Below are 16,517 nucleotides of genomic sequence, written 5' to 3' on the forward strand. Positions count from 1 at the left end.
GGCGCGCAACACATGGTGCTTGCTGTCGATTAGGCAGGGCGGGAAACTTGTATTAGGAAGCCTGCATGTTCGAGGCTTTCGACGCACTGTTTCTCGCCCGGCTCCAGTTCGCCTTCACGGTGAGCTTCCACTTCTTTTTCCCCGCCTTCTCGATCGGCCTCGCGAGTTATCTCGCGGTGCTGGAGGGGCTGTGGCTGAAGACCGGCAAACAGCTTTATCTCGACCTCTTCAAATACTGGCTGAAGATTTTCGCGATCGCCTTTGCCATGGGCGTCGTCTCCGGCATCGTGATGAGCTACCAGTTCGGCACCAACTGGTCGGTCTTCTCCGATGTGGCAGGGCCGGTGATCGGGCCGCTGATGGCGTATGAGGTGCTGACCGCCTTCTTCCTCGAGGCGGGCTTCCTCGGCGTGATGCTGTTCGGCATGAACCGCGTGGGCAAGAAGCTGCACTTCGCGGCCACCTGTATGGTCGCCATCGGCACTTTCATTTCCGCTTTCTGGATCCTCTCGGTCAACAGCTGGATGCATACGCCCACCGGATTCGAGATGGGCGCGAACGGCCAGTTCCTGCCGGGGCCGAGCTGGTGGGACATCGTCTTCAATCCCAGCTTCCCCTACCGCCTCGTCCACACGGTGATGGCCGCCTATCTCACCACCGCCTTCGTGGTCGGCGGCGTGGGCGCGTGGCATCTGCTCAAGGACCGCGCCAACCTCCACGCGCGCAAGATGTTCTCCATGGCCATGTGGATGGCCGCGATCGTCACCCCGCTGCAGATCTTTGCCGGCGACATGCACGGGCTGAACACGCTCGAGCACCAGCCGCAGAAGATCATGGCGATGGAAGGCCATTACCAGAGCCACCCCGACGGCGCGCCGCTGATCCTGTTCGGCATTCCCGACAGCGAGGCGAAGACCGTGCGCTACGCCATCGAAATACCCAAGGCCTCCTCGCTCATCCTCAAGCACGATCCGGATGCACCGCTCGCCGGGCTGGACACCATTCCCGATGACGAAGAACCACCGGTCGGCGTGGTCTTCTGGTCCTTCCGCGTGATGGTGGGCCTTGGCTTCGCCATGCTCGGCGTCGGCATGTGGAGCCTGCTCGCGCGCTTCCGAGGGAAGCTTTACGACTGGCGCTGGCTCCACCGCGCCGCGCTGGTCATGGCGCCCTCGGGCTTTATCGCCGTGCTGGCCGGATGGATCACCACCGAGGTGGGCCGCCAGCCCTATGTGATCTACGGCCTGCTGCGCACCGCCGACGCGGCCAGCCCGCTCGACGCGCCGGCGGTGGCCGCCTCGCTGCTAGCCTTCATCCTCGTCTATTTCACCGTCTTCGGCATCGGCGTCTGGTATATCCTGCGCCTGATGAGCCACACGCCGCATGTGGGCGAACTGGGCGTGAAGCGCGGCGACACCGGCCCGATCCGGACCGCCGGCATCACGCCGGGCCCGACGCAGAACCCGGGCCATGAGAAAACCCTGCCCGACAGCGAGGAGGACGCGTGATGGACCTCACCACGATCTGGGCCTTCATCATCGCCTTCGCGATCTTCGCCTATGTGGTGATGGACGGCTTCGACCTCGGCATCGGCATCCTCTTTCCCAGCTTCGATCCGGGGCGCGAGCGCGACCGCGCGATGAACTCGATCGCGCCGGTCTGGGACGGGAACGAGACCTGGCTGGTACTCGGCGGCGGCGGCTTGTTCGCGGCCTTCCCGCTGGCCTATGCGGTGGTGCTACCCGCGACCTATCCGCTGATCATCGCCATGCTGCTGGGCCTCGTCTTTCGCGGCGTGGCCTTCGAATACCGCTGGCGCGACCCTGCGCATCGCCGGTTCTGGGACGCAGCCTTCACCGGCGGCTCGCTGGTGGCGGCCATGGCCCAGGGAATGACGCTGGGCGCGCTGCTCCAGGGCGTCGAGGTGGTCGACCGCGCTTATGCGGGCAGCTGGTTCGACTGGCTCACCCCCTACACGCTGCTGTGCGGTGTGGGCGTGGTGGCGGGCTACGCGCTTCTCGGCAGCACCTGGCTGGTGTGGAAGCTCGACGGCGAAGGGCAGGCGCACGCGCGCAAATTGGCGCTTCGCTCGGCCGCGGCGACGCTGGTGCTGATGGGGGCGGTCAGCCTCTACAACGTCTTCCTCAACGCCGAATACGCCGAACGCTGGCTGACCGCGCCTGAGATCTACTTTGCAGCGCCTGTCCCGATCCTGACCGCGATCATCGCTGTCTCTTTGGTCCGCGCCATCACGCGCGAGCGCAACTCCAAGCCCTTCTGGCTAGCGATCGCGCTGTTCTTCTTCGGCATGGCGGGCCTCGGCGTGACCATGTGGCCCTATGTCGTACCGCCCGGCCTCACCATCTGGGACGCCGCCGCGCCCGAACGCAGCCAGGTCTTCATGCTGGTAGGCGTCGCCATCACCATGCCGCTGATCCTGGCCTACACCGCCTGGGCTTACTGGGTCTTCCGCGGCAAGGTCGGTGACGAGGGCTATCACTGATGGAAGAACCGCAAGCCCCGCTGTGGCAGCGGCTCGTCTGGATGGCGGGCATCTGGGCGGCGAGCGTCGCCGTGCTGGGCGTGGTGTCGTGGCTTCTCAGGCTCTGGATTGCCTGAAAGGCGCGCTCACCATCCTTAACTGTCCAGCGCGGCGAACGACTCCAGCTTGTCGACCCGCCCTGAAACCACCAGCATATCGCCCGGCAGGATGATCGTGTCGGGTACGGCGTGGAGGAAGTCCTGCCCTTCACGCTTTACCCCTATAACGGTCACCTCGAATTTCTTGCGGCATTCGCTGGTCACCAGCGGCAGACCGACGATGCGTTCGGGCGCCGCCAGCCGAGCGATCGCGAACTCGTCTCCGAAGCTGATGAAATCAAGCAGTCGCTCGTTCAGCAGGCGGGCGACGCGCTCACCCATCTTCTGTTCGGGAAAAACGACATGATGCGCGCCGGTCCTCTCGAGGATGCGCCCATGCTTTTCGTTGGTAGCCTTGGCCCATATGCTGCGCACGCCAAGGTCCGATAGCGCCAGCACGGCGAGCACGCTGGCTTCGATGTCGCTGCCGATACCGACAACGGCGGAGGAAAAGCTCTTCGCGCCGAGTTTCTCGAGACAACGGCTGTCGGTGCAATCGGCTTCCACTACCTGCGTAAGGTGCTGCGCGTATTCCTGGACCCGCGCGCCATCGGTATCGGCCCCCAGTACCTCGTGCCCCATCCGCTCCAGAGTCCGCGCGACCGAACCGCCGAAACGGCCGAGGCCGATGACCAGGACGGGATTTCGCTTGTTAGCCGACAATGGGGTTCTCCTCGGGATAACGGAACGGGCGCGGTTCGGCGCTCAGGGCAAGTGCGGTGGCAACGGTGATCGTGCCCACGCGGCCCACAAACATCAGGAACGCCAAGACAGCCAGCGCGGATGGCGGCAGGTCGGCGGTGATGCCGGTTGACAGGCCGACGGTGGAGAACGCCGAGATCGTCTCGAAAAGAACTGCCTCCATCGGCAGTTCCGTTATCGCGAGGATATACATCGAGGCGAGAGCGATCAGCAGCGATGCTGCGACAGTCACGGTCAGCGCCTGTCGTTCCACGCCCGAGCCGAAGCGTCGCCCGAAGATCTCGGCATCGCGCCGGTGGCGTACTTCCGATGCGACAACGGCAAGCAGGACCACGAAGGTGGTTATCTTGATCCCGCCGGCAGTACCCGCGCTGCCGCCGCCGATGAACATGAGGATATAGTTCATCAGCAGCGTCTCGCCGCGAAAAGCGCCGACATCCAGACTGTTGAAGCCAGCCGTTCTGGGCATAACCGAATGAAAGGCGGCATTCAGCAGCTTCGCGCCCATGCCCATCGGGCCGAGCGTATCGGGATTGTTCCATTCCTTGGCCGCGATGGCGACAAAACCGATGAGCAACAGCACCAGCGTGGCGGAAACGGTGATCTTCGAATGCAGCGTCCACGCGTTCCAGGATAATCCGTGATGACGCAAATCCTGCATAACCGGGAAGCCGAGCGCGGTAATCACAACCGCCACCATGATTGGGCCGAGTATGAGACCGTCTTCCTGATAGCTCATCACGCTGTCGGAGAAGCTCGAAAAACCGGCGTTGTTGAACGCGCTCACCGCGTGGAAGACCCCGTGCCACAGCGCCTCGTCGATGGGGAAACCGTAGGTCAACGCGAAACGTAGCGTGAGGATTCCCGCAACAACCGCTTCGACAAGCAGCGTGATTTTGAGGACCAATGCCAGAACCGAGCGCGCGTCGCCTACCTCGAGACGGCTGCGTTCGACACTCGTCGCAATCCGGTCGCGAAGCCCGAACCCGCGCCCCGCCATCAGCCCGAACAGAGTCGCTGCCGTCATGATGCCGAAGCCACCAATCTGGAAAAGCAGCAGAATGACGCCCTTGCCGAAAGGGGTCCAGAAGGTCGCCGTGTCGACAACGATCAGCCCGGTCACCGCCACCGCGGAAGTAGCCGTGAAGAAGGCGACCACCGCCGATGCGCCCTGCCCGTCGATCGTGGCGAAAGGAAGCATGAGCAAGCCTGCACCGATCAGGATTGCGGCTGCGAAAAGCAGCGGAATCATCCGGACCGGATCGCTCAGCGCGCGCATGGGCAGGCCTCTAATGCCCGGCTAAGTAGCGGGGAAGCGAAATCAGCTCCACGTCGCCTCGGGCGGCAGGCTCATCAGGATCGCGTCGATATTCCCGCCGGTCTTGAGGCCGAACAGCGTGCCCCGGTCGTAGACGAGGTTGAACTCGGCGTAGCGGCCGCGCCATTCGAGCTGCTGCGCCTTGTCCGCATCGGTAAATTCGCTTTCCATCCGGCGGCGCACCAGCTTGGGGAAGATGTCGAGAAAGGCCTCGCCGACGTCCTTGGTGAAGGCGAGATTGCGCTCGAAACCCGCATCATCCTCGCATTCGAGGTGGTCGTAGAAAATGCCGCCGACCCCACGATGCACGCCGCGATGGGGGATGTAGAAATAGTCGTCCGCCCACTTCTTGAAGCGGTCGTAATAGGTCGGGTTGTGCGCGGCGCAGGCGGCGCGGAAGCGGGCGTGGAACTCCTCGGTATCTTCCTCGTAAGGCAGCGGCGGGTTGAGATCCGCCCCTCCGCCGAACCAAGCAGCCTGCGTGGTCAGGAAGCGAGTGTTCATATGGACTGCCGGCACATGCGGGTTGGCCATATGCGCGACGAGGCTGATGCCGGTGGCGGTGAAGCCCGGATTTTCGGGCGAAGCGCCGTTGATGGAGGCCGCAAACTCGGGCGCGAAATTGCCGCGCACGGTCGAGACGTTGACACCGACTTTCTCGAACACCTTGCCCTTCATCAGCCCGCGCGTGCCGCCACCGGGATCCTCATTGCCCGCTTCCTCGCGGTTCCAGCTGTCGTACTGGAAGGTGGCCTCGCTGCCCGCTTCGCGCTCGATGCTTTCGAATTCGGCGCAGATGCGATCCCGCAGGGTCTCGAACCAGGTGCGGGCGGTGTCGGTCTGCTCGGTCCAGTCGGTCATGGGTACTCTTGGCTTGGAGGATGGATGCGCGCCCGAAAGCCGATTGCGGGCCAGCGCGCATTGATTGAAGTCAATTCGTCGCAAGCAGCCTTGCCATCGCGGCGGCGAGGCGGCAATAGCACCTCCATGGTTCCCCTTTCGTTCGCTGGCGAGGAATGGCTCCTCACCGAAGGCCGTGCGCTTTACTGGCCGCGCGAACGCGCGCTGCTGGTCGCCGACCTGCATCTGGAAAAGGGCAGCTTCTTCGCCGGGCACGGACAGCTGATCCCGCCCTACGACAGCCGCGAAACGCTGGAGCGCGTAGCATTGGCCATCCGCGAGACCGGTGCGCGGCGGGTCATTACGCTGGGCGACAATTTCCACGATTCGCAAGGCTCGACCCGGCTGGAGCCGCACGCCTGCGGCATGCTGGAGGCGCTGACCAAGGCGGTCGACTGGGTGTGGATCACCGGCAACCACGATCCCGATATGGAGGCGCGTTGCGGCGGCACGCTGGTCGAGGAGATCGAGATCGGCGGCACCATCCTGCGCCACCGTGCCAAGAAGGGGGAGACCCGGCCCGAACTTTCCGGCCACTACCACCCGCGCCTCCAGCTGACCGTCCACCGCCGCCATATCCGCCGCCCCTGCGCGGTGGTCAGCGCGAACGAAGGCGCGGACGGCAGGCCATCGGGCCGCATGATCCTGCCCGCTTTCGGGGCCTATACCGGGGGCATGAATGCCGCAGATCCGGCCATCCTCAAGGCGCTGCAACCGGCCGACCGGATCGACGCCGTGGTCCCCGCCAAGGGCAAGCTTGCGCGCTTTAACCTGTGGTCGAAAGCAGCCTGAAGGCAACGCAGCCGCGAAAAACCGCGCGCGTTAACCCCTTGCCCCTTCCGAATCTGCGGAACAGCGCCTACATGGGCGCATTCTTAAGTGGCACCAAAAGGAGATAGCCCCATAGCCCGTCCACCCCGGCGCAGCATGCAAATGCCCGTGAAAAGCGGCCCGCGCTACGATAACATGATCAATGTCCCCAAGGTCCGCGTGATCGATCACGAAGGCGAGAACCTGGGGGTGATGTACACCCGCGAAGCGACCGAGCAGGCCAACGAACTGGGCCTCAACCTCGTCGAAGTGTCGCCCAACGCAGACCCGCCGGTGTGCAAGTTCCTCGATGTCGGCAAATATCGCTACGAGGCGCAGAAGAAGGCGAACCTCGCGCGCAAGACGCAGAAGACCCAAGACATCAAAGAGGTCAAGATGCGCCCGAACATCGACGATCACGATTACGACGTGAAAATGCGTAACGTGAACAAGTTCATCGAAAACGGCGACAAGGTGAAGTGCACGCTGCGCTTCCGCGGCCGCGAAATGGCGCACCAGCAGCTGGGTATGGACCTACTCAACCGCGTGCGCGACGACGTGGAAGAAATCGCCAAGGTCGAAAGCTTCCCGCGCCTCGAAGGCCGCCAGATGGTGATGGTGCTCGCGCCGAAATAAGGCGCAGAGGAATTGCATAAATGGGGGGCGGTGTCGGTGGATGCCGCCCTTTGTCGTTCGTCGGGCGTAAAAGTAATTAAACGAGAAGACCGAGTATCCGGTCGAGATGTTCTGGCCCCGTTAAAGGTTTGCCTTCTAGGCAGCAGCCCAACGATTGATCGCGCTACTTTCGGAGATCCTTGCCGTGCGAACCCTGTTACTCCCGCTTGCCGCGCTCTCGCTGACCGCCTCGCCTCTTGCCGCGCAGACGGCGTCTGCCGAGGCGCCGACGAGCGCAGCCGTGACCTCCGGCGAATTCGCGCGCTTCATCCCGCGCGAGGACAACCGAAAGCGTCTCGACTGGCAGCTGTGGACCGACGCACTGCAATATATGGTCCTGAACATGGGCCAGTCGCTGCGCGAAGCGGAAGGCAAGCCGCTCGCGCAGACCGGCACTCGCCAAGTTTACGGTCACGATTCGCGTATCCGTCTCGAAGGCAATCGCGTCATGTTCTCGCTCATGGCGGACGAAGCGATCGAACCGATCGCCGAATACCGCCGCGATCTCGAGCGCATCGGGGGCGAGATCGACATCGCCACCCTGCCTCGCAAGGAGCAGCTCGCCTACTGGATGAACCTGCACAATGTCGCGACCATCGAGATGATCGCGGCCAATTATCCCGCGAAGTCCCCCTCGCGCATCAAGATCGGTGACGACAAGGTGCCGATGGACCGGGCGAAATTCATCACCGTCGGCGGCGTTGCGATGAGCCCGCACGACATCCGCACCCGGATCGTATTCCCCAACTGGTCCGACCCCAAGGTCATCTACGGCTTCTTCCGGGGCGAACTGGGCGGGCCGTCGATCCGCAAGGAGGCGTTTACCGCCGACACGGTCGACATGCTGCTGATCGATGCCGCGGGTGAATTCGTGAATTCGCTGCGGGGCGTGGAGAAATACGGCAAGAACTTGCTGGTCTCGAAAATCTACGAAGAAGCGGCACCGTTCTTTTTCACCGACTTCGAAGCCGATCTGCGCGCGCATCTTCGCACCCACGCGCAGGAAGAGGTGGCCGGCCTGATCGACCGGGCCGAAGGCGTGAAATACAACGCCTATGTCGACACCACCGCCGATCTTGCCGGGGGCGAGCGCCAGCCGATCTACTACGGCTCGACAACCCTGAGCTCGGCGGATTCGCTGCGCGTGCCGCCCTCCGTGGCCCGTCTGCTTGGCGAGCGTTACGAGAAATACGAGAAGCTGCGCCGCGAAGGCCTGCTGCGCGGCCGCGTGATCGTGCTGCCGCCGACGACTTCGGAGCGCGCGCAGGAACTCGAAGACGCCGCCGAGCCAGAGACAGAACCGCAAGGCATCTGACCGGTTTCCCCGGCCTCAGGGCCGGGCGCCATTGGCCAGAAGCCCCGCGGCTGGTAGCGCTTCCCGTCTAACGGGAGGAGAGCGGCCATGGTCGCACAACGCATCGGTTTGATTGCGGGCGCTGCCGCGCTTGCCTTGGCCATCGTCGCGCCCACGCCTGCGGGCATGAGCCGCGAGGCGCTGATCGTTGCCGGGCTGGTCGTACTGATGGCGGCCTGGTGGATGACCGAGGCCCTGCCGCTGACGGCAACCGCCCTCATGCCCTTCCTCGTCCTGCCCTTCGCGGGTGTCATGGACGCCAAGGCCACGGCGAGCGCCTATTATTCTCCGATCCTCTTCCTGCTTCTCGGCGGAGCCTTTATCGCCCTCGCCATCGAGCGCACCGGCCTGCACAAGCGGCTGGCGTTGGCGATCCTCAACGCGCTGCATGAGCGCGGCGGGCAGACGGGGCTGTTGCTCGCCTTCATGATCGCCGCCGCGATCCTCTCGATGCTGATCTCCAACACCTCGACCGCGCTCATCATGATGCCGATGGCGCTGGCGGTGCTGGCGGGCGGAGAAGTAACCTCGGCCTCAAGCAGCGCAGCGTTAGGCCGGACAGGAGAAGTCTCTCCGGCCTCAAGCAGCGCAGCGGTAGGCCAAACAGGAAATACCTCCCCGGCCTCAAGCAGCGCAGCGGTAGGCCAGACAGAAGGCCTCGCCGGCGCCTTGCCCATGGGCATCGCCTTTGCCGCGAGCATCGGGGGGCTCGGCACGCTGGTCGGATCGCCCACCAACGCGATTGCGGTCGGCCTGCTCGACACGATGATCGGGGCAAAGATCAGCTTTGCCGAATGGACGCTTTACGGCCTGCCCATCGTGATAGTCGGCGTGCCGATCGCCGCCTTCCTCATCGCGCGGGTCCAGCGCGTCGCGGCGCACCCGTTCGATGTCGAGGCCGCGCGCACCGCTATTGTCGATGATCGCCCCATGGGCACACCCGAGCGCCGCCTGATCCTCGTTGTCGGAGTCACCTTCCTCGCCTGGATGACGCGCCTGCTGGTCGCGCCCTATCTTCCCGACGGATCCTGGACCGACGGGACCATCGCCATTCTCGCCAGCCTAGCGCTTTTCCTCCTGCCCGACGGCACAGGGCGCCCGCTGCTGGTCTGGAAGGAAGCCGACCGCGCGCCCTGGGGCGTCATCATGATGTTCGGCGGCGGTCTGGCGCTGGCCGCGGGCATGGGCGCGAGCGGGCTGGCCGAATGGCTGGGCAACGCGCTGCTGCCATTGGAGGCATGGCCGCTGTTCCTCGTCGCGCTGGCCGTGGTGGCAATGGTGGTTTTGATCACCGAATTCGCGAGCAATGTCGCGACCGCCAGCGCCATCATCCCGGTGGTCGCGGCGCTGGTGGTGGCGCTGGGCGTCGATCCCGTGCTGCTGGCCATGCCCGCCGCGCTCGCGGCCAGCTGGGGCTTCATGTTGCCCGCCGGCACCGGCCCCAATGCCATCGCCTGGGCAACGGGCCGCATCCGGATCGAGCGCATGGTGAAGGCCGGGCTATTGTTCGACCTCGTGGGCATTTTCCTGATCGTGCTGGTGGTCTGGGGCGTGGGCGCGCTGGTATAGGCGCGCAGCGTTTTCCTACCCCTGCCCTTTCGCGCTACTCCGGGCGCCATGGACACGCCCGCCCTTCTCGCTCTTCGCCTCGAACCGCAGCTGCGTGCGGACGACGCGTTTCTTTCTCCAGGACCGTGCTCCATGCGCTCCATCCTGTGGGGATCGTCGCAGTTGAAACCAACTCGCGTCCAACATATGGAGCGCTTGCAAACAGCGAGCCGGTGGAGAGGCGTTCCTGCGGAGGTTAGGAACGGGTGCCCCGGGCGCGGAACAACTGGCTCCCGCCTTCCTGGGAGCGGACTTGCAGGAAGGATGCTCTCCTCATGAGCGACAACGACATCGACCCCACCAGCCCGCGCATGGCCCCCAAGCGCGAAGTGACCAAGATCAACGGCCGCCCGCTGAAGCCCAGCACGCTGATGATGGGTCACGGCTTCGACCCCACGCTTTCGGAAGGCAGCCTCAAGGCCCCGATCTTCCTCACCTCGACCTTCGCCTTCCCCAGCGCCGCCGACGGCAAGCGCCACTTCGAAGGCATCACCGGCAAGCGTCCGGGCGGCGCGGACGGCCTCGTCTATTCGCGCTTCAACGCGCCCAACCAGGAGATCCTCGAAGATCGCCTCGCGGTGTGGGACGGCGCGGAAGAGGCGCTCTCCTTCTCCAGCGGCATGACCGCGATTGCCGTGCTGCTGCTGGCGGCCTGCAAGGCGGGCGACGTGATCGTCCACTCCGGCCCGCTCTATGCGGCCAGCGAAGGCTTCATCGCCAAGACCATGGCGAAATACGGCGTCAGCTTCATCGACTTCCCCGCCGGCGCGACGCGCGAACAGCTCGACGAAGTGATGGTCAAGGCCAAGGCTCTGGCCGAGGAGAAGGGCGGCGAAGTGCCGATGATCTACCTCGAAAGCCCGGGCAACCCGACCAACGCGCTGGTCGACATCGAGGCGGTCAAGGCTGCGCGCGACGCCCACTTCGATCCCGACAAGTGCTCGATCGCGATCGACAACACCTTCCTCGGCCCGCTGTGGCAGCGCCCGCTCGACCACGGCGCGGACCTCGTGGTCTACTCGCTGACCAAGTATGTCGGCGGCCATTCCGACCTCGTGGCGGGCAGCGTCTCGGGCAAGAAGCGCTTCATCGACGCCATCCGCATGCTGCGCAACACCATGGGCGGCATCTGCGATCCGAACACCGCATGGATGCTCTGCCGTAGCCTCGAAACCGTGGAATTGCGCATGCAGCGCGCAGGCGAGAACGCGGCCAAGGTCTGCGACTACCTCGCGAAACACCAGAAGGTTGAAGGCCTGGGCTATCTCGGCATGATCAAGGACGCACGCCAGCAGGACATCTATGACCGTCACTGCCTCGGCGCCGGCTCCACCTTCTCGCTGCTGCTTAAGGGCGGCGAGGCGGAATGCTTCCGCTTCCTCGACAGCCTCAAGATCGCCAAGCTGGCCGTCAGCCTCGGCGGGACCGAAACGCTGGCCAGCCACCCGGCCTCGATGACCCACCTCTCGGTCGCCGAAGGCCGCCGCGCGGAACTGGGCATCTCGGACAACCTCGTGCGCATCTCGATCGGCATCGAAGACGCGGACGACCTCATCGCCGACTTCGAACAGGCGCTGGAGGCGGTCTGAGCCGCATAGGCTTCCTCGCCTGCAAGGACACGCTCCCCGGCGCCGGACCGCGCCGGGGAGACGCGTTCGAGCACGATATCGAGGTCGGCGCGCTGCGGGCGGCCTTTGAGGTAGCGGGGCTGGAGCTGGTCGAGATCGACTGGCGCGCGCCGCTCGAAGCCTTCGACGGGCTTGCGCTGGTGCTGCTGGGCACCGCGTGGGATTACCAGGACCACCTGCCCGAATTCCTCGCCAGGCTGGAAGCCTTGAGCGAGGCGGGCATGTCAGTCTGCAATCCGCCCGAAGTCGTCCGCTGGAATGGCGACAAGCGCTATCTCAAGGCGCTGGCCGACCAGGGGCTCCCGACGATCCCCACCTTGTGGTTCGACGACGCCACGCGCGGCGAACTGGCCATCGCGCTCAATGCCTTCGAGACGGACCGCGTCGTGGTCAAACGGCAGGTCGGCGCCGGCGGCCTCGGCCAGCACAGCTTTGCCAATGATGCCCTGCCCGAACCCGGCTGGCGCATGGGGCACCCCTGCATGATCCAGCCTTTCCTCCCAAGCGTGGTGGAGGAAGGCGAATACACCTTCGTCTTCATCGACGGCGGTTTCAGCCATGGTGTGCTGAAGCGCGCGGCCGAAGGCGAATACCGGATCCAGTCGCTCTATGGCGGCAGCGAGTTCGACTATACCCCCTCGCCTCAAGACCTTTCGCAGGCAGAAGCCGTGGTGGCGGCCCTGCCCTTCGACGACCTGCTTTATTGTCGCATCGACATGGCGCGCCTGCCTTCGGGCGAACTGGCGGTGATGGAGGCCGAGGCGATCGAGCCCTATCTCTATCCCGAGCAGGGGCCGCAGCTTGGGGCGAAACTGGCGGACGCGATCACCCGCCGGCTTGGCTGAAAATCAGAGTTCGAGCACCGCGCGAACGCGGCCGCTGAGCTTGTGCATGAACTTCACACCGGCCTCGTTACCGCGCACCCAGACGACCTGGCCGGCAAGCTCGTTGCGCTCGTCGATCTCGAAAAAGATGGTCGAGCCCTTGTTCACATAGCCGTCGAACAGTTCGATCCGGCAACCGGTCTCGGAGATGTCGCACAGGATCGCCTGCGCCGGATGGACCGGCGCACGGCAATTGAGCACGATATCGCTGCCCTGGCGGTTTGTCGTTCTGGTCTGCATCTCTAGCCCTTGTTCGTGGGCCGTATTTAGCGGCTAACCGGCAAAGAAAGGGTTAATGTCGCTTTCATACATATGGGCCGGGTTCGATCAGCCCTTCCATTCGCGCCGTTCCTCGGCCGCTTTGAGCACTTCGTAAGCGAGCTGGTATTTCTGGAAGAGATCCGCGGCCTCCCTGTCACCCGGCTTCACATCCGGGTGAACCGCCTTGGCCTTTACCCGCCAAGCCTTTTTCACCGCGGCGAAATCGGCATCAGCGTCCAGTTCGAGCACTTCGAGCGCGCGCATCTCATCGGCACTGCGCGAACCGTCGCCCGATCCGCCCCAGCCGTAATGCTGGGCCTCGGCATAGCCGGCGTTCTCAGCCTGCTCCGACTTGGCGCGAGCCGCCTTCTCCGCCTTGTCGAGACCTTCGAAATAGTCCCATTTGGAATTGTATTCCGCGGCGTGCTTCTGGCAAAAATACCAGCGCTCCGGGCTGTTGGGCGATTTGGGCGCGGGGCAATCGCCCTTCTCTTCGCACCCGTGCCGGTCGCACAGGCGCACGGTCGCCGCCTCGCGACTCTCGTCGTAGCCACGCCAGCGCGGGAAACCCCAATCGTTGGAGCGGCGCGCCTTAGGCACGGGCGTGCGCCAGAGATGTCGTTTGTCGAGCGGGCATGGCGGTCAATCTAGGGATGCTGGCGCAGTTCGCAAGGCTGTGGAACCAGTTGCAATGTGAAATGTTGCATTGCAACGGAACCTTAGTGAATTCGGGATTAGAGGCCCCCTTATGAGCAAGCAGTTGACCCTCTCCGCCACTCTCGCCGTGCTGAGCATGGCTGCCCTCGCCTTGGCTGCGACTTTCGGCAATATCGAAGCCGCAGGCGCGCATCACGCGGCGCAAATGCCCTTCGCCGGATACGACGCCGCGCGCTGACTTTCGCGACAAGCGACACGAAAAAAGCCCCGGTTTGCGCCGGGGCTTTTTCGTTGTCGAAGGACGGTCGGCGATCAGTTGATCGTCACGGTCGCGGCACGGCGGTTCTGCGCCCAAGCGGCTTCGTTCGAACCGAGCGCCACCGGACGTTCCTTGCCGTAGCTGATCGTGCGGATACGGCTGGCCGGAATGCCCAGCGAGACGAGGTAGTTCTTCGCCGAGTTCGCACGGCGTTCGCCCAGCGCGAGGTTGTATTCGCGCGTGCCACGTTCGTCGGCATGGCCTTCGATGGTAAAGTTCACGTTCGAATACTGGCTGAAGTACTGCGCCTGCGTCTGCAGCTTCGCGCTATCCTCGGCATCGATGTTGTAACGATCGGTGTCGAAATAGACGACCGTGTTGGCCTGGCCAACGGCCTGCAGGAAATGTTCCATGCTGCCGACGGCGGGGCCGGTCGGGGTGGGCGTAGGAGCCGGAGTCGCGGTTTCGACCGGCGGCGGCGGAATTTCTTCGGGTGCCTTCTTCTGGCAAGCCGCCAGCGCGAGCGCCGATGTAAGCATCACAGTGGTGGCAATACGGGTATTCATAGTGCTGTCCCCTTTTAAACAGCGGTGGAACTCTTTTGGCCCCCGGTTTCATCCATCCCCACGGATAAAGGAATGATCTTACGGCAGGATCGGTCCCCAGGCCGGATCGGACGCGTCGACCGGCGTGGGCAGGCTGCGCTCGTTCTCGCCGGTGAGGTCCACCTGCCAGAGCGAGGTCTTGCCGCTGTTCCGCTCGGTGCGGAAGAACTGGATGATGCGACCGTTGGGCGCCCAGGTCGGCGCCTCGTCCTGCCAGCCGCGCGTCAGCGTGCGGACATTCCCGCCCGAGGGGCTCATAACCGAGACGTTGAAGCTGCTGGCGTTGGTGAAGGCGATCTGGTCGCCGCGCGGGCTCCACTCGGGCGTCGCGCAGCGCGACCCGCCAAAGCTGATGCGGCGCTGGTTCGAACCGTCCGCATCCATCACGTAACACTGCTGCGCGCCCGAACGGTCGCTTTCGAACACGATCCGGCGGCCATCGGGCGAATAGGATCCGCCGATGTCGATGCCGGGCGTGTCGGTCAGGCGTTCGCTGCGGCCACCCTGCGACGAGACACGGTAGATGTCGGTGTTGCCGCCCACAGCCATCGAATAGAGGATCCAGCGGCCGTCCGGGCTCCAGCGCGGGGCGAAGGTCGGGTTGTCGCTCTGCGTCACCAGCGTCTGCTTGCCGGTACCGATGTCGTAGACATAGATACGCGGATTGCCGTCGACATAGCTCAGGTAGACCAGGCGCTTGTAATCGGGCGAGTAACGCGGCGTGAGCGCGGTCGAGCGGCCTGTGGTGATGAAGCGGTGGTTCGCCCCGTCGCTGTCCATGATGGCGAGGCGCTTGACGCGATTATCCTTGGGGCCGGTCTCGGCGATGTAAGCGATGCGGCTGTCGAAGAACGGGCTTTCGCCGGTCAGGCGCGAGTAGATGAGGTCCGAGCATTTGTGAGCCGCGCGGCGCCAGTCGGCGGGCGAAACCACCCAGCCTTCCGCCACGAGCCGCTGCTGCAGCGCCATGTCGTAGAGATAGCAGCCGACCGTCAGCCGGTCGTCGCTGCGGGCGCGGACATAGCCGTGAACCAGCATTTCCGCCCCGCGCACGCTCCACGTGCCCCAGACGGGCGAGGTGATGTTCGCGAAATCGGGACGCGGAAGCGAGTCCGGACCGGTCGGCTTGAACAGGCCGTTGTTGCGCAGGTTTGCCGTGATGACGCGCGCCATTTCGAGACCTAGCGCCTCGGTGCCGCTGGCGTTTGCCGGGGTGGCGACATTGCGATCGGTCGCGAAGGCGGGAATGGCGATGCCGAGATCGTCGAGATTGCCCTCGAAGCTGACGGAGCCCGACAGGCCTTCCTCTTCCTCGATGGTCTCGACCTCCTGGCCCTCGGCCATGGGTTCACCGAGATCCTGATTCTGCGCCGCCAGCGGGCTGGCGATGAAGGCGAGGGTCGTAAAAATCAGTTTCTTCATTGGGATAGCTTCCAGTCGAAATCTACCGTGACCACCTTCCACGCCTCGTAATATTCTTCGGGCAAGTCGAAAGGGGCTGCGAGTTGGACCGCGCGGATTGCGTTTTCCGCGTGGCGGGATGCCTGGGCGCGATTGGCATCGGTGATGCCGCGCTGCCCGCGCAATTGAGGGGCGCCGGCAAGGCTGCCGTCAGGATTGAGACGGAAGCGGACCTGCGAGACGAGCAGTTCGCGATCCGCGCCGTCCACCGGGCGCCAATGCGGGCGAAGCTGTCGGCCAACGGCCTGGAACAGCGAAGCCTTGGTGCTTGCCCCGATCTGGGAGGCCGGCGCGCGGGTTTCGTTCGTCGTCGTGCTGTCGCCGCTTCCGGCGAGGAAATCGCTGCCGACGCGCGAGCCGCCGCTGCGTTCGCTGCTGCGCGGACGGGTCGTCTCGCGCGGAGGCTCGCGGCGGGGAGTGGTGACGCGGCTGGGTGCGGGAACGGGGGACTGCACGCGCTGGGTCGGGCGCTCGACCACCGGATCGCTGGGCGCTTCGAGGATTTCCGGTGCGGGAGCGGGTGTATCGGAGAGCGTGGGCGCAATCGCGGCGCGGCTTTCCGGCACGGGATCGGGCGCGGTCGCTTCCAGGCCGACATCTTCGGCAAGGCTGACCGTCATCCGCTCGACCGGCGGCGCTGCGGGCGCTTCGAACAGCGCCTGCACGACAAGGGCGGCGAGCAGCGCAAGATGCAGCGCCACGGCGACGATCAGCCCCGTCCGCTCCTCTGCCCTGATGCCTGTCCTCTCCATTGT

At 64.6% G+C, this 16,517-nt stretch carries 18 protein-coding genes; 10 read left to right on the forward strand and 8 right to left on the reverse strand.

The window, feature by feature from the left end:
- Nucleotides 1-65 precede the first annotated feature (65 nt).
- The 3 genes from K3148_RS03145 to K3148_RS03155 are packed head-to-tail and all read left to right on the forward strand — an operon-like array spanning nucleotide 66 to nucleotide 2,619.
- Nucleotides 66-1,508, forward strand: a complete 1,443-nt coding sequence (locus K3148_RS03145; RefSeq protein WP_221425873.1) for a cytochrome ubiquinol oxidase subunit I — start codon at nucleotides 66-68, stop codon at nucleotides 1,506-1,508.
- Entirely contained in the window at nucleotides 1,508-2,503 is a 996-nt protein-coding gene (gene cydB / locus K3148_RS03150) for a cytochrome d ubiquinol oxidase subunit II (protein WP_221425874.1), read from the forward strand. Before K3148_RS03145 ends, cydB begins: the two co-directional genes overlap by 1 nt.
- The gene (locus K3148_RS03155; protein WP_221425875.1) at nucleotides 2,503-2,619 is read left to right on the forward strand and encodes a DUF2474 domain-containing protein; all 117 of its coding nucleotides are present in this window, start codon (nucleotides 2,503-2,505) and stop codon (nucleotides 2,617-2,619) included. Before cydB ends, K3148_RS03155 begins: the two co-directional genes overlap by 1 nt.
- A gap of 18 nt (nucleotides 2,620-2,637) precedes the next feature.
- Here the strand turns inward: K3148_RS03155 and K3148_RS03160 are convergent, their stop codons facing one another.
- The 3 genes from K3148_RS03160 to hemF are packed head-to-tail and all read right to left on the reverse strand — an operon-like array spanning nucleotide 2,638 to nucleotide 5,521.
- Entirely contained in the window at nucleotides 2,638-3,303 is a 666-nt protein-coding gene (locus K3148_RS03160; RefSeq protein ID WP_221425876.1) for a potassium channel family protein, read from the reverse strand.
- Nucleotides 3,293-4,621: a TrkH family potassium uptake protein gene (locus K3148_RS03165; RefSeq protein ID WP_221425877.1), complete on the reverse strand. Its 1,329-nt coding sequence runs from the start codon at nucleotides 4,619-4,621 to the stop codon at nucleotides 3,293-3,295. Before K3148_RS03165 ends, K3148_RS03160 begins: the two co-directional genes overlap by 11 nt.
- A gap of 42 nt (nucleotides 4,622-4,663) precedes the next feature.
- Nucleotides 4,664-5,521, reverse strand: coding sequence for an oxygen-dependent coproporphyrinogen oxidase (hemF, locus tag K3148_RS03170; RefSeq protein WP_221425878.1), 858 nt, complete (start codon nucleotides 5,519-5,521; stop codon nucleotides 4,664-4,666).
- A 126-nt stretch (nucleotides 5,522-5,647) separates the two neighbouring features.
- On the opposite strand from hemF, the gene pdeM reads away from it, so the two are divergent.
- The 6 genes from pdeM (at nucleotide 5,648) to K3148_RS03200 (ending at nucleotide 12,480) form a co-directional block, all read left to right on the forward strand.
- The gene (gene pdeM / locus K3148_RS03175; RefSeq protein WP_221425879.1) at nucleotides 5,648-6,352 is read left to right on the forward strand and encodes a ligase-associated DNA damage response endonuclease PdeM; all 705 of its coding nucleotides are present in this window, start codon (nucleotides 5,648-5,650) and stop codon (nucleotides 6,350-6,352) included.
- A gap of 135 nt (nucleotides 6,353-6,487) precedes the next feature.
- Nucleotides 6,488-7,006 (forward strand): translation initiation factor IF-3, encoded by a 519-nt coding sequence (gene infC, locus K3148_RS03180; protein ID WP_083800395.1) that lies wholly within the window; start codon nucleotides 6,488-6,490, stop codon nucleotides 7,004-7,006.
- A 184-nt stretch (nucleotides 7,007-7,190) separates the two neighbouring features.
- Entirely contained in the window at nucleotides 7,191-8,360 is a 1,170-nt protein-coding gene (locus tag K3148_RS03185) for a DUF547 domain-containing protein (protein WP_247711629.1), read from the forward strand.
- A gap of 87 nt (nucleotides 8,361-8,447) precedes the next feature.
- On the forward strand, nucleotides 8,448-9,968 hold the full coding sequence (locus tag K3148_RS03190; RefSeq protein ID WP_221425880.1) for an SLC13 family permease: 1,521 nt from the start codon (nucleotides 8,448-8,450) through the stop codon (nucleotides 9,966-9,968).
- Between the two features lie 314 nt (nucleotides 9,969-10,282).
- Nucleotides 10,283-11,596 (forward strand): cystathionine gamma-synthase family protein, encoded by a 1,314-nt coding sequence (locus K3148_RS03195; RefSeq protein ID WP_221425881.1) that lies wholly within the window; start codon nucleotides 10,283-10,285, stop codon nucleotides 11,594-11,596.
- Nucleotides 11,597-11,775: 179 nt separating this feature from the next.
- A complete protein-coding gene (locus K3148_RS03200) occupies nucleotides 11,776-12,480 on the forward strand; it encodes an ATP-grasp domain-containing protein (RefSeq protein WP_247711630.1) in 705 nt (234 codons plus the stop codon).
- A 3-nt stretch (nucleotides 12,481-12,483) separates the two neighbouring features.
- Here the strand turns inward: K3148_RS03200 and K3148_RS03205 are convergent, their stop codons facing one another.
- Complete coding sequence (locus K3148_RS03205; RefSeq protein WP_221425882.1) at nucleotides 12,484-12,759, reverse strand: PilZ domain-containing protein; 276 nt, start codon at nucleotides 12,757-12,759, stop codon at nucleotides 12,484-12,486.
- An 87-nt stretch (nucleotides 12,760-12,846) separates the two neighbouring features.
- Nucleotides 12,847-13,380 carry a J domain-containing protein gene (locus tag K3148_RS03210; protein ID WP_221425883.1) on the reverse strand — a complete coding sequence of 178 codons (534 nt, stop codon included), beginning with the start codon at nucleotides 13,378-13,380 and terminating at the stop codon, nucleotides 12,847-12,849.
- 148 nt (nucleotides 13,381-13,528) lie between these two features.
- Between K3148_RS03210 and K3148_RS03215 the strand changes: the two genes are divergently transcribed.
- Nucleotides 13,529-13,675, forward strand: coding sequence for a hypothetical protein (locus tag K3148_RS03215; protein WP_221425884.1), 147 nt, complete (start codon nucleotides 13,529-13,531; stop codon nucleotides 13,673-13,675).
- Between the two features lie 74 nt (nucleotides 13,676-13,749).
- Here the strand turns inward: K3148_RS03215 and pal are convergent, their stop codons facing one another.
- The 3 genes from pal to K3148_RS03230 form a co-directional block, all read right to left on the reverse strand.
- A complete protein-coding gene (pal, locus tag K3148_RS03220) occupies nucleotides 13,750-14,262 on the reverse strand; it encodes a peptidoglycan-associated lipoprotein Pal (RefSeq protein ID WP_221425885.1) in 513 nt (170 codons plus the stop codon).
- Between the two features lie 78 nt (nucleotides 14,263-14,340).
- A complete protein-coding gene (gene tolB / locus K3148_RS03225) occupies nucleotides 14,341-15,723 on the reverse strand; it encodes a Tol-Pal system beta propeller repeat protein TolB (protein ID WP_221425886.1) in 1,383 nt (460 codons plus the stop codon).
- Complete coding sequence (locus K3148_RS03230; RefSeq protein WP_221425887.1) at nucleotides 15,720-16,514, reverse strand: energy transducer TonB; 795 nt, start codon at nucleotides 16,512-16,514, stop codon at nucleotides 15,720-15,722. The genes tolB and K3148_RS03230 overlap by 4 nt, the downstream gene beginning before the upstream one ends.
- Nucleotides 16,515-16,517: the final 3 nt, after the last annotated feature.

The sequence above is a fragment of the Qipengyuania aurantiaca genome (assembly GCF_019711375.1).
Taxonomy (GTDB): domain Bacteria; phylum Pseudomonadota; class Alphaproteobacteria; order Sphingomonadales; family Sphingomonadaceae; genus Qipengyuania; species Qipengyuania aurantiaca.